General features: G+C 68.2%; 11 protein-coding genes. 8 read left to right on the forward strand and 3 right to left on the reverse strand.

Annotation, left to right across the window (positions count from 1 at the left end; genetic code table 11):
* Positions 1 to 34 precede the first annotated feature (34 nt).
* Together Q4V64_RS25760 and Q4V64_RS25765 are read right to left on the reverse strand one after the other, a co-directional pair.
* On the reverse strand, positions 35 to 1,543 hold the full coding sequence (locus Q4V64_RS25760) for a glycosyltransferase 87 family protein (RefSeq protein ID WP_124440751.1): 1,509 nt from the start codon (positions 1,541 to 1,543) through the stop codon (positions 35 to 37).
* A gap of 99 nt (positions 1,544 to 1,642) precedes the next feature.
* Positions 1,643 to 4,330, reverse strand: a complete 2,688-nt coding sequence (locus Q4V64_RS25765; protein WP_172629237.1) for a transglycosylase domain-containing protein — start codon at positions 4,328 to 4,330, stop codon at positions 1,643 to 1,645.
* Between the two features lie 373 nt (positions 4,331 to 4,703).
* Between Q4V64_RS25765 and Q4V64_RS25770 the strand changes: the two genes are divergently transcribed.
* From Q4V64_RS25770 to Q4V64_RS25780, 3 genes are all read left to right on the forward strand, one after another.
* Complete coding sequence (locus tag Q4V64_RS25770) at positions 4,704 to 5,387, forward strand: PadR family transcriptional regulator (RefSeq protein ID WP_124440750.1); 684 nt, start codon at positions 4,704 to 4,706, stop codon at positions 5,385 to 5,387.
* Positions 5,388 to 5,431: 44 nt separating this feature from the next.
* Entirely contained in the window at positions 5,432 to 6,514 is a 1,083-nt protein-coding gene (locus Q4V64_RS25775; protein WP_124440749.1) for an inositol-3-phosphate synthase, read from the forward strand.
* 78 nt (positions 6,515 to 6,592) lie between these two features.
* Positions 6,593 to 7,861: an MFS transporter gene (locus Q4V64_RS25780; protein ID WP_124440748.1), complete on the forward strand. Its 1,269-nt coding sequence runs from the start codon at positions 6,593 to 6,595 to the stop codon at positions 7,859 to 7,861.
* A gap of 104 nt (positions 7,862 to 7,965) precedes the next feature.
* Here Q4V64_RS25780 and Q4V64_RS25785 read toward each other — a convergent pair whose 3' ends face one another.
* Positions 7,966 to 9,432, reverse strand: a complete 1,467-nt coding sequence (locus tag Q4V64_RS25785) for a CCA tRNA nucleotidyltransferase (protein WP_124440747.1) — start codon at positions 9,430 to 9,432, stop codon at positions 7,966 to 7,968.
* A 268-nt stretch (positions 9,433 to 9,700) separates the two neighbouring features.
* On the opposite strand from Q4V64_RS25785, the gene Q4V64_RS25790 reads away from it, so the two are divergent.
* The 5 genes from Q4V64_RS25790 (at position 9,701) to Q4V64_RS25810 (ending at position 17,927) form a co-directional block, all read left to right on the forward strand.
* Positions 9,701 to 12,085, forward strand: coding sequence for a DUF6049 family protein (locus Q4V64_RS25790; protein WP_124440746.1), 2,385 nt, complete (start codon positions 9,701 to 9,703; stop codon positions 12,083 to 12,085).
* 44 nt (positions 12,086 to 12,129) lie between these two features.
* Complete coding sequence (gene murJ, locus Q4V64_RS25795; RefSeq protein ID WP_124440745.1) at positions 12,130 to 14,400, forward strand: murein biosynthesis integral membrane protein MurJ; 2,271 nt, start codon at positions 12,130 to 12,132, stop codon at positions 14,398 to 14,400.
* A 119-nt stretch (positions 14,401 to 14,519) separates the two neighbouring features.
* Entirely contained in the window at positions 14,520 to 16,241 is a 1,722-nt protein-coding gene (locus tag Q4V64_RS25800; protein WP_124440744.1) for a protein kinase family protein, read from the forward strand.
* Positions 16,242 to 16,266: 25 nt separating this feature from the next.
* Positions 16,267 to 16,992 carry an RNA polymerase sigma factor SigM gene (gene sigM, locus Q4V64_RS25805; RefSeq protein WP_124440743.1) on the forward strand — a complete coding sequence of 242 codons (726 nt, stop codon included), beginning with the start codon at positions 16,267 to 16,269 and terminating at the stop codon, positions 16,990 to 16,992.
* A complete protein-coding gene (locus Q4V64_RS25810) occupies positions 16,989 to 17,927 on the forward strand; it encodes a hypothetical protein (protein WP_124440742.1) in 939 nt (312 codons plus the stop codon). Before sigM ends, Q4V64_RS25810 begins: the two co-directional genes overlap by 4 nt.
* Positions 17,928 to 18,064 lie beyond the last annotated feature (137 nt).

Raw genomic sequence — 18,064 nt, forward strand, 5'->3', positions numbered from 1 at the left:
GGCCTTCTGCGTGGGTCGGCTGCGCTTCGTTCGCTCAGAGCGAACGACGGGGCGAGTCCAGACTGCCCCATTCCACTTGGGGCCCGTCGAAGTGAGCCCCGTGCCGCGGCGGATGAGCGGCAGGGCCGACAACGAAGACGTCCTCCGCACGGTCGAGCACCCCACCAGAGGGATCGTCGTCACCGGCCCGGCGCACGACGTCCCGCTCCGGCATGAGGATGTCGCGCACGACCACGACGCACAGATACAGCGTGCCCAGCAGATGCAGAGCGATGGCCCAGTGGTACCCGTCGGTCGGCAGGCCCTTGTGGGCGTCTCCGCTGGTCGTGTAGGCGAGGTACATCCAGATCCCCAGGAAGTACGCCACCTCGCACGCCTGCCAGATCAGGAAGTCACGCCACTTCGGCCGGGCGAGCGCGGCCAGCGGAACCAGCCAGAGGACGTACTGCGGCGAGTAGACCTTGTTGGTCAGGACGAACGCCGCGACGATCAGGAAGGCGAGCTGCGCGAAGCGCGGCCGGCGCGGGGCGGTCAGCGTGAGCGCCGCGATGCCCGCGCAGCACGCCAGCATCAACAGTGTGGCCATCGTGTTGACGGTGTCGGTGCTGGGCGGGTTGCTCGAGTTCTGGGACCAGAGCAGCCAGAACGAGCCGAAGTCGACGCCCCGTTCCTGACTGAACGTGTAGAACTTCGACCAGCCGTCGAAGGCGAAGAGCATCACCGGCAGATTGACGACCAGCCACGCGACGGCCGCGCCCACCAGGGCCGTCCCGTACTCCCGCCACCTGCCCGCGCGCCAGCACAGCACGAGCAGCGGGCCGAGCAGCAGGAAGGGATAGAGCTTGGCGGCCGTGGCGAGCCCCAACAGGACGCCGAAGGCGAGGGAGCGGCCCCGCGACCACATCAGCATCGCGGCGGCCGTCAGAGCGACCGCCAGCATGTCCCAGTTGATGGTGGCGGTCAGGGCGGCCGCAGGCGCCAGGGCGACCAGCAGGCCGTCCCATGGGCGCCGGGCGTGCGTCCGGGTCACGCACACAGCGATGACGGCGGCGCACACCATCAACATGCCGGCGTTGACCATCCAGTACCACTGCTCTTGGTCCTGAATGCTCCCGCTGCCGGGCGTGAGCCAGGACGCGACCTCCATGAACACGCCGGTCAGCACCGGGTATTCGAGGTACTGCATGTCGCCGGGGAGCTTGTCGAAGTACGGCACGAGCCCGTCGGCGAAGCCTCGCCCCTGGTAGAGGTGCGGGATGTCCGAGTAGCACGCATGCGTGTACTGCGAACTGGCACCGAAGAACCAGGCACCGTTGTAGCAGGGCGCCTTCTGGACCAGGCCGAGGGCGAACATGCCGATCGCCACCAGGGCGATCACCCGGACGGGAGTCCACCAGGACGTCCCGAGCAGGGCACGCCGTCCGATCGGGCCACCGATCAGTTCGCTGCCGCTCGCGGCCACCGTGTCGTCCTTGGTCGGCCGCACCAGGTCCGGCTCGTGCACGCTCGCTTGCGTCGATTCTGCACTGGGCATGTCGCACATCCTGCCGTACGCGCCTGGGAATACGCCGAGGGCCGCCGCACCTGGTGGGTGCGGCGGCCCATGTTTCACGTGAAACAGCCTCGACAGGCGATGTGGCGACTAACCGAAGATGCCTCCGTTGCCATTGCCTCTGCTGTTGCCGGTCTCGCCCGACTCTGTGGGCGTGGGCGTGGGCGTCACACCTCCGTCGGTGCCGCCGGTGTCCGTCCCGCCGGTGTCACCGCCCGGCGGGCACTGGAAGCCGAAGCAGGACTCCGTCGGCGAGGGTGTCGGGCTGGTCGTCGGCTCGCTGGGCGTCGGGCTCGGCGTCGGACTGGCCGACGAGGGCTCCTCGCTGGGCGTGGGAGCGGGCGTCGGGGTCGGAACATCGTTGACGATCTCGCCGATGGGATCCGGCGGCGGGAAGTCCTCTGCCGGCTCGCCCTTCAGCGCCTGTTCCATGTAGTCGTGCCAGATCTGGGCCGGGAACGAAGCACCGTGGATCTTCTTCTCGCCACCCGTTCCGAACATCTCCAGGAACTCGCGGTTCTTCTTGGACTCGTCGTCGTCCATCCGGAACATGCTGATCGAGGTGGCCAGCTGCGGGGTGTAGCCGACGAACCAGGCGGACTTGTTGCCGTCGGTGGTACCGGTCTTGCCCGCCACGTCACGTCCGGTCAGCTGGGCGGCGGTACCCGTGCCGTCCTCGACCACGGTCTTGAGTACGTCCGTGACGTTGTCGGCAACGTTTGACTCGAACGCCTGCTTGGTCACCACCTTGTGGGTGTAGACCGGGCCGTCCTTGTCCGTGACCTTCGTGACGGAGAACGGCTCACGCTGCTTGCCGCTGGCCGCGAAGGTGGCGTACGCGCCCGCCATGCGGATCGCACTGGGGTCGGAGATACCGATGGAGAAGGACGGGAAGCTGGTGCCGGCGAGGCTGTTCTCCTTGAGGCCCGCGTCCATGGCCGCCTCCTTCACCTTGTCCAGCCCGACGTCCATGCCGAGCTGCACGAAGGCGGAGTTCACCGACTCCCGCATCGCCTCACGGAGGTCGATCTGGTAGTTCGGCGGAGAGCCGTACGACTGCTGGCCGTCATTCTCCTGGAGCCACTCCTTGCCCTTCTCGTTCTTCCAGATGGAACCGTCGTATGTCTTGATCTTGAGGTCGTTCTTGCCGCTGTACAGGCTCTTGGGGGAGACCTTGGTGCGCTCGTCCTGTGCCTGGTTCGGTCCGAGGTCCTTGTCGCGTACACCCCACTTCATCGCCGCGGCCAGCACGAGCGGCTTGAAGGTCGAACCGACCTGGGCACCGGTCGCATCGGCGTTGTTGGTGAAGTGCTTCGTCGCGTCCTCGCCGCCGTAGATGGCCTTGATGGCGCCGGTCGCCGGATCCACGGAAGCACCGCCGAATTGGACGAATTTGTCCGTCTTCGGACGCTCCTTGGGCTTGATCTTCGCCTTCTGGACCTTCTTGACCGACTCTTCGAGCTCGTCGACCTTCTTCTTGTCGAAGGTCGTGTAGATCGAAAGGCCGCCTTGCTGCAGCTTGTCGGCGGTGACGATGTCGTTGTTGATCAGGTACGCCTTGGCGAGGTCGACGAGGTAGCCGATCTGACCGCTGAGCTCGTTGTTCGAGCGCGGGTTCTGCGTTTCGGGGAGCTTGGTGTACTTGGCCCGCTCCGTGGCGCTCAGATGGCCGTACTCGACCATCTTGTTGAGGGTGTCCTGCATCTGCGCCAGGGCCCGCTTGCTGTTGGCCTGGGGTGTGGCGGACGTGTCGATGGACGTCGAGCCCGCCGGGTCGTAGTACGTGGCGCCCTTGAGGGTCGCCGCCAGGAAGGCACACTCACCAGGGTTCAGCTTGACGGCGTCCTTGTTGAAGTACGCGCGCGCGGCCGCCTGGATTCCGTAGGCCCCCCGTCCGTAGTACGCGGAGTTCAGATAGCCCTCCATGATCTCGTCCTTGGTCTTGGTGGCACCCACCTTGACCGAGACGAAGATCTCCTTGAACTTCCGCGAGACGGTCTGGGACTGGTCGTTCAGCATCGCGTTCTTGACGTACTGCTGGGTGATGGTGGAGCCACCCTGCGTCTCCGCGCCCCTGGCCATGTTGAACACGGCTCGGGCGATGCCCTTCGGGTCGATGCCGCTGTCGGTCTCGAAGGTCTTGTTCTCCTGCGAGATGACGGCGTTCTGCATGTCCTTGGGGATCTGCGCGAGGTTCACCATCTGGCGGTTCGTCTCACCGCCCGTGGCGACCATCTCTGTGCCGTTGGCCCAGTAGTAGACGTTGTTCTGTGCCTTCGCGGTGTCCGCGATGTTCGGGACGCTCACCATGGCGTATCCGATGCCCGCGACGGCCACCAGGCTTCCGATGAAGCCGATGCACAGTCCGGACACGAGCTTCCAGGACGGCACCCAGCGCCGCCACCCGTACTTGCCCGCCCGCGGATAGTCGACGATCCGCTTCCTGTCGGAGTCGGCCGCACGTCCCCGACCCCGCCCGGGACCGCCCGGGACGGCACGTCGGCCACCACGGCCGGCTGGTTCGGCCGCTCTGCGTCGGCCGCCACTGCTTCTCTGTGCCGCCCGGCGGGCCTCGGCACGGCCGCCGTACGGACGCTCCTCGCCTCCCGGATCGTAGGAACCCGACCCGGGGGAACTCGTCCCATAGGAGTCGGAAGGAGACCCGGTGGCGCCTCGCGGTGCCGCGCGGCGGCCGGAAGACGAGCCGGACTGGCCGCGTCGGGCCGCGGCACGTCCGCCTCCCTGCGGCTGCGGCGGTTTGCGACGGTGCTCGCTCATCGAACGACTACTCCTCGGGCAGGCGCACCTTTGCGCGCCTGGAAACGGCGGCTGGTTTCCGGTCCCCCCGAAGTACGGATGCGGTGGGTTCCGCATTCACCCGTACTACACCAAGGACGAGGACGTCCCCAGACGTCACTCGGTTCCCGGTGGTGGTCATGGCGCACAGACTACGCACCGTCAAAACCTGCCTAGTCCTGAAGTTCACCCCAAATCAGGCAACTTGCTTCCCATGAATCGGTGATGTGATCCCGTTCACCACCCTCCCTCTTGTCGCATCCGGAAGGTCGTTCTATCGTCTTGATGTATCGAGTCGATACATCGGCGCGACATAAAGACCGTCACGACCGTCCGCGGCAGAGAGGAGGCGACGATGAGCCGGCGTTCCGGGATCCTCGAGTTCGCCGTACTCGGCCTGCTCCGCGAGTCCCCGATGCACGGCTATGAGCTGCGCAAACGACTCAATACCTCACTGGGTGTGTTCCGTGCGTTCAGCTACGGCACCCTGTACCCCTGCCTCAAGACGCTGGTCGCCAACGGCTGGTTGATCGAAGAGCCGGGAAACACCTCCGAGGACGCCCTCGCCGCACCACTCGCAGGGCGTCGCGCCAAGATCGTCTATCGGTTGACGGCGGAAGGTAAGGAGCACTTCGAGGAGCTCCTCTCCCAGACGGGCCCCGACGCGTACGAGGACGAACACTTCGCCGCCCGCTTCGCCTTCTTCGGGCAGACGTCGCGTGACGTACGCATGCGCGTGCTCGAAGGCCGCCGCAGCCGGCTGGAGGAGCGCCTGGAGAAGATGCGCGTCTCACTGGCGCGCACCCGGGAGCGCCTCGACGACTACACGCTTGAGCTCCAGCGCCACGGGATGGAGTCCGTGGAGCGCGAAGTGCGCTGGCTGAACGAGCTCATCGAGAGCGAGCGGGCCGGACGGGACCTTCGGGGCCCCGCCTCCGGGGGATCCGCTCAGCAGGACACCACATCTGGAGCGTCGGGCGGCCTGCCCCGTCCCGGGGACACTCCCGGGACGGATTCGCCCGACGACACCGCCACGTGAGCGCCCACTCAGGGCCTCACTCGTACACACAGGGAGCAACCGGAATGGGTTCGGTTCGCGTAGCCATCGTCGGCGTGGGCAACTGCGCCGCCTCGCTGGTGCAGGGAGTCGAGTACTACAAGGACGCCGACCCGGCGTCCAGGGTCCCCGGCCTGATGCACGTCCAGTTCGGCGACTACCACGTTCGTGACGTCGAGTTCGTTGCCGCGTTCGATGTCGACGCGAAGAAGGTCGGCCTCGACCTGGCGGACGCCATCGGCGCCAGCGAGAACAACACCATCAAGATCTGCGACGTTCCGTCCACCGGCGTGAAGGTCCAGCGCGGCCACACCCTCGACGGCCTGGGCAAGTACTACCGCCAGACCATCGAGGAGTCCGCCGAGGAGCCGGCCGACGTCGTCCAGGTCCTCAAGGACAAGCAGGTCGACGTCCTCGTCTGCTACCTGCCCGTGGGCTCCGAGGACGCGGCGAAGTTCTATGCCCAGTGCGCCATCGACGCCAAGGTCGCCTTCGTCAACGCCCTGCCGGTCTTCATCGCCGGCACCAAGGAGTGGGCGGACAAGTTCACCGAGGCAGGCGTCCCGATCGTCGGCGACGACATCAAGTCGCAGGTCGGTGCGACCATCACGCACCGCGTCATGGCAAAGCTGTTCGAGGACCGAGGCGTCGTCCTGGACCGCACGATGCAGCTGAACGTCGGCGGCAATATGGACTTCAAGAACATGCTGGAGCGCGACCGTCTGGAGTCCAAGAAGATCTCCAAGACGCAGGCCGTCACCTCCCAGATCCGCGACCGCGACATGGGCGCGGACAACGTCCACATCGGCCCGTCCGACTATGTGGCCTGGCTCGACGACCGCAAGTGGGCGTACGTCCGTCTTGAGGGCCGCGCGTTCGGTGACGTCCCGCTGAACCTGGAGTACAAGCTCGAGGTCTGGGACTCCCCGAACTCGGCCGGTGTCATCATCGACGCCCTGCGCGCCGCGAAGATCGCCAAGGACCGCGGCATCGGCGGTCCGATCCTGTCGGCGTCGTCGTACTTCATGAAGTCCCCGCCGGTCCAGTACTTCGACGACGAGGCCCGCGAGAACGTCGAGAAGTTCATCCAGGGCGCGGTCGAGCGCTGAGAAACTCTGCGCTGCGGTCTGTTGAGGGTCCCCGAGGCATGCGCCAGGGGACCCTCCCCGTATGTGAGGCTGTGCCCCATGGCCGTCGTCCGTGACCTGCGCGTCCTGCTCCGCTTCCGGAACTTCCGACGCCTCCTCGCCGTGCGTCTGCTCTCACAGGGCGCCGATGGCGTCTACCAGGTCGCGCTCGCCTCCTACGTCGTCTTCTCGCCGGAGAGGCAGGCCTCGGCCACCGCGATCGCCTCCGCGTTGGCGGTCCTGCTGCTCCCCTACTCCCTGGTGGGCCCGTTCGCCGGCGTCCTGCTGGACCGCTGGCGCCGCCGTCAGGTCTTCCTGTACGGCAACCTGGTGCGCGCCGTGATGGCGACGATGACGGCCGTCCTGATCATCAGCCAGGTCCCCGACTGGCTCTTCTATGTCTCCGCGCTGTGCGTCACCGCCGTCAACCGCTTCGTTCTCTCCGGCCTGTCCGCCGCACTGCCCCGTGTGGTGGACGCGGAGCGCCTGGTGATCGCCAATTCTCTTTCGCCCACCGCCGGCACGCTCGCGGCGATCGCGGGCGGCGGCCTCGCCTTCCTCGTGCGTCTCGTGGTCGCGGACTCCGACGCGGCCGTGGTGCTGCTGGGGGCCGGGCTGTACCTGTGTGGCGCGCTCGCCTCACTGCGCATGGCGCCGGAGCTGCTCGGCCCCGACCGCGCACTGGTGCGCCCCAGGATCACGGCGGCACTCGCCGGCACCGCCCGCGATCTAGTGGCAGGCGTACGGCATATCGCCGCACCCTCACGCCGGGAGGCCGCCTGGGCGCTCGGCGCGATGAGCCTGATGCGGTTCTGCTACGGCGCCCTGACCGTCATGTTGCTGATGCTCTGCCGGTACGCACTCTCTTCGACCCCCGATGACGGACTCGCCCTGCTGGGGCTGGCGTTGGGCATCTCGGGTGCCGGCTTCTTCGCGGCGGCCGTCATGACGCCCTGGGCGGCAGTGCGGCTCGGGTCCGGCCGCTGGATCGTCGTGTGCGCCGCGGCCGCCGCACTCCTGGAGCCCGCGCTCGGCCTCCCGTTCACCACCGCCCCCATGCTCGCCGCGGCCTTCGTGCTCGGCCTGACCACCCAGGGAGCGAAGATCGCCACGGACACGATCGTCCAGTCCTCCGTGGACGACGGCTTTCGCGGCAGGATCTTCTCCGTCTACGACGTGCTCTTCAACATCGCCTACGTGTCCGCCGCCGCGGTCGCCGCTCTCATACTGCCGCCGGACGGCCGCTCGGTGACCCTGGTGGTCACCATCGCCATCATCTACGGGGCAGTTGCCGTGACCATGGGACGCTTCGAGCGCCGGGCCACGTAGGCCTCACCCTCACACGCGAGGGGGGGTCATGTTTCACGTGAAACATCGCCCCTAGTCCGTCCCCGGGTCATGTTTCACGTGAAACATGACCCCGCTTCACGCCTTCAGCTCTGCTCGGCCCACCACTCCTTGAGGGCCTTGCTCGCAGCGTCCTCACCCATCGGCCCGTTCTCCAGGCGAAGCTCCAGCAGGAACTTGTACGCACGCCCGACAGCAGGACCCGGAGGAACACCCAGGATCTCCATGATCTGGTTGCCGTCCAGATCCGGGCGAATCGCGTCCAGCTCCTCCTGCTCCTGGAGCTGAGCGATTCGCTCCTCAAGACCGTCGTACGCCCGCGAGAGCGCGGCCGCCTTGCGCTTGTTCCGCGTCGTGCAGTCCGAGCGGGTCAGCTTGTGGAGGCGGTCGAGCAGAGGACCGGCGTCCCGGACATAACGGCGGACCGCGGAATCGGTCCACTCCCCGGTGCCGTACCCGTGGAATCGCAGGTGGAGTTCGACCAGGCGCGAGACGTCCTTCACCAGTTCGTTGGAGTACTTCAGCGCGGTCATGCGCTTCTTGGTCATCTTCGCCCCGACCACTTCGTGGTGGTGGAACGAGACCCGCCCGTCCTTCTCGAAGCGGCGCGTGCGCGGCTTGCCGATGTCATGCAGCAGCGCGGCCAGGCGCAGGGTCAGGTCGGGGCCGTGCTCCTCCAGCGCCATCGCCTGCTCCAGAACGATCAGCGTGTGTTCGTAGACGTCCTTGTGCCGGTGGTGCTCGTCGCTCTCCAGACGCAGAGCCGGAAGCTCGGGCAACACATGGTCGGCGAGCCCGGTGTCGACCAGCAGCGCCAGACCCTTGCGTGGATGCGCGGACAGGATCAGCTTGTTCAGCTCGTCCCGCACCCGCTCCGCCGAGACGATCTCGATGCGCCCGGCCATTTCCTCCATGGCCGTGACGACCTCGGGAGCCACCTCGAAGTCGAGCTGGGCCCCGAAGCGCGCGGCCCGCATCATCCGCAGCGGATCGTCCGAGAAGGACTCCTCGGGAGTGCCCGGGGTACGCAGAACACGCGCCGCGAGGTCGTCGAGCCCGCCGTGGGGGTCGATGAACACCTTCTCCGGCAGTGCGACGGCCATCGCGTTCACGGTGAAGTCGCGCCGGACGAGGTCCTCCTCGATGGAGTCGCCGTACGACACCTCGGGCTTGCGCGAGGTCCGGTCGTATGCCTCCGACCGGTAGGTGGTGACCTCGATCTGAAAGCGCCGATCAGTGTCTCCGACGCGGGCATCCTTCTGGGCCCCGACCGTGCCGAAGGCGATCCCGACATCCCACACGGCGTCCGCCCAGGGACGCACGATCTTCAGTACGTCCTCGGGGCGGGCATCGGTCGTGAAGTCCAGATCGTTGCCGAGCCGGCCCAGCAACGCGTCCCTGACCGAGCCGCCGACCAGGGCGAGTGAGAACCCGGCCTCCTGGAAGCGGCGGGCGAGGTCGTCGGCGACAGGGGCGATCCGCAGCAGCTCACTCACCGCGCGCTGCTGCACCTGACTGAGGGCACTGGCGTTGTCTTCGTTGGCGTTCGGCACAACAGAAGAGGGTACGTGGCCCGGACGACCGCGAGCTCCTCCATTAAACGGGCACAGACTCTCCACCCCCACCTGTACGGGGTCGGCCCGTGAGACGCACGCCGGCGTCCCCTTCTATACGTGCACATTAGGGACAGCACAGCAGGGTCCTCCGATCTTGCTCCGATCTCGTGGAGCAGTCCGCGGCACTTCCCCTCAGCGCGCATCGTTACCATGCGTGGACGCACATTCCGACGACCACTGACGACGACGAGGGACGGGCGAGCGCGTGGCCGAGGCGGCAGACTTCCAGGGGACGAGTGCCTCACCTGCCCGCCGCTGGCTGCGGCGCACCGGAGCACTGCTCGCTGGGCTGCCCCTCCTGGCCGGACTGTGCCAGCTGTCCGCCGCCCCGTCGGCGTACGCCACCGAACAGGCCTCCGCTCAGGCCGCCGACTCGGGCACGGTGTCCGTGGCCCTCGACACGCTGAGCCCCAGCGCCCCGGCGGACGGGGACACCCTGACCGTGTCGGGCACGGTCATCAACAACGGCAAGCAGACCGTCACGGACGCCCACGTCGGCCTGCGGGTCGGCCCCGAACTGAGCACTCGCTCGGCCATCGACCGCACAGCCAAGGACAGCAGCGATCTCCAGGGCATCACCGGGTCGGAGGTCGGCGGCAAGTACGCCGAGAAGTTCGCCAAGCTGACCCCGGGCGTCGCCGAGCCCTTCTCTCTCTCGGTGCCGGTCGACGAGCTGGACCTCGGCGACAGTGGGGTCTACCAGTTCGCCGTCTCACTCTCCGGCGAGACATCCGCGCAGCCGTGGGAGCAGGTGCTCGGCGTCCAGCGGACGTTCCTGCCGTGGCAGTCGGGCGAGGCCGACACGAAGACGAGGACGACGTATCTGTGGCCCCTGATCTCAACCGTCCACATGACGGCGGAGACAGGGTCGAACGAACAGCAGACGCCGGTCTTCCTCAACGACGACCTGGCCAAGGAGATCTCCCCGGGCGGCCGCCTCGACCAGATGTTGTCGCTGGGCAAGAACCTCGACGTCACCTGGGTGATCGACCCGGACCTGCTGGCCTCCGTCGACGCGATGACCCGTCCCTACCAGGTCAGGACGGGCGGCACCACCAGGGCGGGCACCTATCAGACGGTCGCCAAGCAGTGGCTCGCCGAGTTGCAGCAGGCGGTGCAGGACAAGGAGGTCGTCGCCCTTCCCTTCGCCGACCCGGATCTCGCCTCCCTCGCCCACAACGGCACGAGCGTCACCGGCTCGCTGAGCCACCTCAAGGAAGCCACCGACGTCATCGCCAACACGGTGGAGCCGATCCTCCACGTGAAACCGACCACAGACTTCGCCTGGCCCGTGAACGGCGCCGTCGACCCGTCGATCGTCAAGGTCGCCACCTCGGCCGGTGCCGACAAGGTGATCGCACGCAGCGACAGCCTCCAGGAGACGGGCGGTCTGCCGTACACGCCCTCCGCGGCGCGTCCCATCGGGGGCGGCACCACGGCGGTCGTCGCGGACGCACGGCTGTCGACGGCCTTCCAGGGCGACCTGACGAAGGCCTCCGCCACCACGCTCGCGGTCCAGCGGTTCCTGGCCCAGAGCCTCACCCTGAACCTCCAGACGAACAGGCAACGCAGCATCGTCGTCGCCCCGCAGCGCACGCCGACGGCGAGCCAGGCCCAGGCGATGGCCGAAGCGCTGACGGTCCTTCAGAGCGGCGACTGGTCCGAGTCCCAGGAGCTCACGGCGGCCGCCACCGCCAAGCCGGACCCGGCAGCCACCACGAAGGTGCCCTCGAGGTCCGCCTACCCCTCCTCGCTGCGTAAGCAGGAGCTGCCTCGGTCGGCGTTCGCGCAGATCGCCACCACGCAGGAGAAGCTCGACAACTTCAAGGTGGTCCTCAGCGACCAGTCCCGAGTGGTGACCCCCTTCGGACGGGCCATGAACCGCGAGATGTCCACGTCGTGGCGCGGTCGCGCCACCGACGCGACAGGCTTCCGCGGAGACGTCGAGGCATACCTCGACGAGCTGACCGACCAGGTCAAGCTGATCAAGAAGTCAGAGACCAAGCTCTCCGGCCGCAGCGCCACGGTCCCGGTGACCGTGCAGAACAACCTGGTGCAGGGCGTTGACCACCTCGTGCTGCGGCTCACCTCGCTGAGCCCGAAACGACTCGAGATCGGCGGCGATGCCTACACCGAGCAGCGCGTCGAGGTCTCCGGCAGCCGCAGCCAGACGGTGAAGTTCACCACGACGGCCAACGCCAACGGCCGGGCGACCGTCGTCGCCCAGCTGTACACGGAGGACGGCCAGGCCTACGGCGCTCCCGTCACCTTCGACGTGAAGGTCACCGAGTTCACGGCCACCGTGATGCTCGTCATCGGCGGCGGGGTCCTGCTGCTGGTCCTCGCCGGCTTCCGGATGTACACACAGCGCAAACGCGCGGCCGCCCGCGAGGCCGAGGAAGAGAGCCTCGACGAGGCGGACGAGGCCGTGAGCGGCCCGGAGAACCTCGACAGCGCCGAAGACCGTCTCAAGGAGGAGTCGGGCACCCGGCCCGGGGCAGACGACCCGGAGCAGCCGAGTGACCCGCCAGCGGACACCGCAGCGGAAAGCGCAGACCCATCCGGCACGGGTGAGAGAGTGGACCGTTGAGGATGTCGTGGCCGGTGGGCCCGGGACGATGAGGTGGGGTAACCATGAACGCGCCGTACGACGGTGACCGCGGCCAGGCCGCGGGCAGCTCAGGCCACCCCGAAGGCCCGCCGCCCGAGCACGGCCAGGTGCCGCCGCAGCCTCCCGCGGACATGTACCTCCAGGACGCCTACGACCAGGACCCCTACCGGGCCCAGGACCTCTATGCCCAGGACCCGGTCGCCGAGGCGCTCTACGACCGTTCCGCGCACCCACCTCCGCATCCGGGCACGTATCAGCCGCAGCAGCCGCTCTACGCCCAGCCACCCCAGTCGCCGTACGCCCCCGATCCGCACGTGTGGGCGCAGACCCCGGCGCCCGAGCCGGAGGGCCCGACCCAATACCTGCCGTACGGCGACGACCCGCGCACCACCCAGTTCGTGGGCGTCGACGACCTCGTGACCCAGGCCGGCGAGGAGCGCCACGAACCGGACGCCTTCGCGCACCTCTTCCGGGACCAGCAGCAGAGCAGCGGGCACCCGAACTACGAGCCCCCGTCCGTGCCCAACCCGTCCCCGGCACCACACGCGCACCAGTACCCGGGGGCGACACCTCCTGCCGGAGGCCAGTACCCGGCCTCGACGCCGGCCTACGCCGCCGAAGCCGCCGCACCGGCGCCCGCACCAGCCCCCGCCGCCAAGAAGGCCGGGCGGGCCACAGGTCTGCTGAAGTCGAGCGCCGTGATGGCGGCGGGCACGATGGTCTCCCGCCTCACCGGCTTCATCCGCTCCGCGCTGATCGTGTCAGCACTGGGCCTCGGCTTCCTCGGCGACTCCTTCCAGGTCGCGTACCAGCTGCCGACAATGATCTACATCCTGACCGTCGGTGGCGGCCTCAACTCCGTCTTCGTGCCGCAGCTCGTGCGCGCCATGAAGGAGGACGAGGACGGCGGCGAGGCGTATGCCAACCGCCTGCTGACCCTCGTGATGGTGGCCCTGGCTGCCCTCACCGGGCTCGCGATGTTCGCCGCGCCGCTCCTGGTCCGCATGCTGGCGAACCCGGTCGCCAACAACCCCGCGGCCAACGAGGTCGCCGTCACCTTTACCCGTTACTTCCTGCCCTCGATCTTCTTCATGGGCATCCACGTGGTCATGGGGCAGATCCTCAACGCCCGCGGGAAGTTCGGCGCGATGATGTGGACCCCGGTCCTGAACAACATCGTCATCATCGTGACGCTCGGCATGTTCCTCTGGGTGTACGGCACTGCGGCGGACTCCGGCATGGAGGTCACCAACATTCCTCCGGAGGGCCAGCGTCTCCTCGGTATCGGCATCCTGCTCGGCCTCGTCGTACAGGCCCTAGCCATGATCCCTTACCTCCGCGAGACCGGGTTCCGGATGCGGCTTCGCTTCGACTGGAAGGGCCATGGCCTGGGCAAGGCGGTGACGCTCGCCAAGTGGACCATCCTGTTCGTCCTCGCCAACCAGGCCGGCGCGCTCGTTGTCACCCAGCTGTCCACCGCCTCCGGTAAGGCCTCGCCCGTCGACGGCACCGGCTTCGCCGCCTACGCCAACGCCCAGCTGATCTGGGGCCTGCCGCAGGCCATCATCACCGTCTCCCTGATGGCCGCCCTGCTGCCGCGCATCTCGCGCTCGGCGGCCGAGGGCGACGCCGGCGCCATCCGCGACGACATCTCCCAGGGCCTCAGGACGACGGCCGTCGCGATCGTGCCCATCGCCTTCGGCTTCGTGTCGCTCGGCATCCCGATGTGCACGCTGATCTTCGGTTCCTCGGGCACAAGCGAGGCCACGAATATGGGGTACATGCTGATGGCCTTCGGCCTCGGCCTGATCCCCTACTCCGTCCAGTACGTCGTCCTGCGTGCGTTCTACGCGTACGAGGACACCCGGACCCCCTTCTACAACACGGTCATCGTCGCAGCCGTCAACGCCGCCGCCTCCGCCGCCTGTTACTTCGTGCTCCCGCCCCGCTGGGCCGTGGTCGGCATGGCCGCCTCGTACGGCCTCGCCTACGCGATCGGCGTCGGTGTCGCCTGGAACCGGCTGCGCAAGCGGCTGGGTGGAGACCTGGACGGCAAGCGCGTCCTGCGGACATACGCCAGGCTCGGCATCGCCTCGGTACCTGCGGCGCTGATCAGCGGGGTGGCCGTCTACGGCGTCGGGCACTCGCTCGGCCAAGGTGCCGTCGGCTCCTTCGCGGCCCTGATCGCCGGCGGGGCGGTCCTGCTCGGGATCTTCTTCGTCGCCGCCCGGCGTATGCGCATCGAGGAGTTGAACTCACTGGTCGGCATGGTCCGCGGGCGCCTGGGGCGCTGAGGCGGGGGTATGCGCACAACCATCGTCCGCCACTGTGTGTCGTGCATAGCGGCGGACTGTGGGCACAATTGGTTTCGGCGTCGCACGGCGCGCAACGGATGGGGAGGCAGGGAACGACGGTGGCGGAACGGAGCACGGCTGCCGTCGACGTGGCAGACAACAGCGGCGACGAGCCGCTGACCGCCAAGGCGGACCAGTCCACGGCCGACGGGGTGGCCAAGAACCGGGAGCGGGACACGGAAGACGTCGAGGCACAGGGGAGTGGCGGGACCGAGGGTCCCGGAAAGACCTCACCACCCGAGCTGCACAGCGGTCACAAGCTCGCCAGACGCTATCGCCTCGAGGAGTGCGTCACCCGTCTGGACGGATTCAGCAGCTGGCGTGCTGTGGACGAGAAACTCCGTCGCGCCGTCGGCGTCCACATCCTGCCCGCGGACCACACACGGGCCCGTTCCGTGCTGGCCGCGGCCCGCTCCTCCGCGCTGCTCGGCGACCCCCGCTTCGTCCAGGTCCTGGACGCCGTCGAGGAGAACGACCTCGTCTACGTCGTCCACGAGTGGCTGCCCGACGCCACCGAACTGACCACGCTCCTGGCCTCCGGTCCGCTGGAGGTGTACGACGCCTACCAGATGGTCAGCCAGATCTCCTCCGCCATGGCCGCCGCGCACCGCGAGGGCCTCGCACATCTGCGCCTGAACCCGAACGCCGTCCTGCGCACCTCGAGCGGCCAGTGGCGCATCCGCGGTCTCGCCGTGAACGCAGCTCTGCGCGGCGTCGGCTCCGACACACCGCAGCGCACGGACACGGAGGCGATCGGCGCCCTGCTGTACGCGGCGCTCACTCAGCGCTGGCCCTACGAGAGCGACGCCTACGGCCTGTCCGGCCTGCCCAAGGACGTCGGCCTCATCGCCCCCGACCAGGTTCGCGCCGGCGTCCACCGCGGGCTGTCCGAGCTCTCCATGCGCGCGCTCGCCAACGACGGTGCGACCGCCTCCCGCCACGAGTCCCCGTGCACCACGCCCGAGGAACTGGTGAAGGCGATCGCCGAGATGCCCCGCATCCGCCCGCCGGAGCCGGCGTTCACCGCACCGCCCGACTACCAGCGCACGACTTACCAGCAGGGCACCTACGGCCGAGGGGCACAGCACCCGGGCGCCACCCGGCCGGTACCGCCCCCGCCGCCCCCGCTGCAGAGCCGCACCGGCAAGGCGTTGAAGTGGGCCGTCTCCGGCCTCCTCATCGCCGCGCTGGGTCTCGGCAGCTGGCAGTTGGCGGACGCGCTCATGGAGCAGGGCAACAAGTCGGACGACACCGGCAACACACAGACGACCGACGGGAACGACAAGAACAGCACGGCACCCAAGCCGGTCAAGACGCTCAGCATCCAGGACGCCCAGGAGTACGTGGCCAAGGGCGATGCCCAGCACCCGGGCGACGTCGGCAAGACGTACGACGGCAACAGCTCGACGTACTGGAAGACCAGCACGTTCGTGGAGGGTCCGGCCCTCGCCCCGTACAAGCCGGGTGTGGGCATCGTCTATGACCTGGGTTCGGCGCAGGAGGTATCCACCGCGAGCATCGGGCTGCGCTACGCCGGTGATCACACGACGGCCAAGCTGTACGCTTCCGACTCGCTGACCCCGTCCTCGCTGGACTCGATGCAGGAGATCGGCGCGGTTACGACGAGTGGTGCGAACGCCAAGGTGAAGGTCACCAAGTCGGTGAAGACGCGTTACGTGCTCGTGTGGCTGACTGCTGTGCCGTACTCGGGCGACGACCCGAGTACGTACAGCGACGCCGGCTACAAGCAGGCCATTACCGACGTGAAGTTCACAGGCTGAGGGGTCATCAAGGGGAGGGGGTCAGATGGCAGATGGCACCGAGTACGGCGACACGAGCGATCAGGACCTCCTGGCCCGCCATGTAGAGGGCGACCCCGAAGCCTTCGGTGAGCTCGTGCGGCGGCACCGTGATCGGCTGTGGGCTGTCGCCCTGCGGACGCTGGGGGACCGGGAGGAGGCCGCTGACGCCGTTCAGGACGCTCTCGTCTCGGCGTACCGGGCCGCCCACACTTTCCGCGGCCAGTCGGCCGTCACGACGTGGCTGCACCGGATCACGGTGAACGCCTGCCTCGACCGGGCCCGCAAGGCGGCCTCCCGCAAGACGTCGCCGGTCGACGACACCGAGCGCCTGGAGCAGTTGCTGGAGCCGCACGAGTCCGCCTCGGCGCCCGCGGAGCGCAATGACCTCCACCGCCAGCTCCTGGAAGCGCTCGGCACGCTGCCGCCCGACCAACGGGCTGCCCTCGTCCTGGTGGACATGCAGGGCTACCCGGTAGCGGAAGCCGCCCGCGTGCTCGATGTGCCGACCGGGACGGTGAAGAGTCGCTGTGCCCGCGGCAGGGCCAGACTCCTGCCCCTCCTCACCCATCTGCGGCCGGAAAATGCCAGTGGCGGCAGAGAAACGGACGGGGGGCGGAACCGGACGCAGGGGACATCCGTCCCACCCGCAGCGGAGCCGCGTCCAGCGGGTCCGGCCGGCACAGGACCAAGCGATTCAGCTGCAGTGAAGGGCGGAGGTGGGCGAGCGTGACATCCACGACAGACACGGCCGGGCACCCGGACGTCGCGGAGATCTCCGACCTCACCGAGGGCCTGCTCCCTCCGTCGCGAACCGCGGACGTGCGACGGCATCTGGCCGAGTGCGAGCTCTGTGCGGACGTCTACGCGTCACTGGAGGAAATCCGGGGACTGCTCGGGACGCTGCCGGGTCCGTCGCGCATGCCCGCCGATGTCGCGGGCCGCATCGATGCCGCCCTCGCCGCGGAAGCCCTGCTGCATGCCAGGGATGCGCAGGCGCCCATCGGCGCCACCGTCCCGTCCCTGTCCGACCCGTCCGACACAGAGCCGGGTGACAGCGCGCATGTTTCACGTGAAACGTCGGCGACAGCGGACCGTCCCTCAGGGCATGCCCGTACCTCGACCACCGGTCCTGGACGCAAGGAGCGCAAGAGGGGCAGCAGGCGAAGGGCGGCCGTCCTGGGCACCGTGTTCACGGTTGCCGCCCTGGGATTGGGTTCCGTACTGCTGTCCTCGCTGAACGACAGCCAGTCCTCCGGCCCCGAGGCACACGGCAAGCAGTCCACCGCTGCGGACACCTTCTCCGAGAACAACTTGGAGACTCAGGTCACCGATCTCCTCGCCAAGGACAAAAGCACGGAGAGCGGATCAAGTGGGTCCCGCACTCCGCACAGCCTGGGCACGGAGTCCCTCCCCAGCAGCGACGGTCCCAAGATCCTCCAGGACACCACCGTCCCCGACTGCGTGCAGAAGGGCATCGGCCGCAGCGACTCGGCCCTCGCAACCGAGCGCGGGACCTACAAGGGGACGGATGCCCTGCTCGTCGTGCTGCCCGACGCGCCCGACGGCACCCGGGTCACGGCCTACATCATGGATACGGCCTGTGTGGCCGACCCCTCGGCCGGCACGGCCAAGGTGCTGCTGAAGAAGTCCTACACACAGCCCTGAGCGCGCAGGCTTCGTCTTTGTCCCACGTGGTATCTCGTACGGGGTCGCGTCTCCGTGTGCCCGGACACAGCGGGAATGCGCGCCCCTTAGGATCCGTTGGGTGGGGTGAGAGTTCCGAAAGGGCTCCCACCGGTCCG

The organism is Streptomyces sp. NL15-2K, assembly GCF_030551255.1.
Classification (GTDB): Bacteria; Actinomycetota; Actinomycetes; order Streptomycetales; family Streptomycetaceae; genus Streptomyces.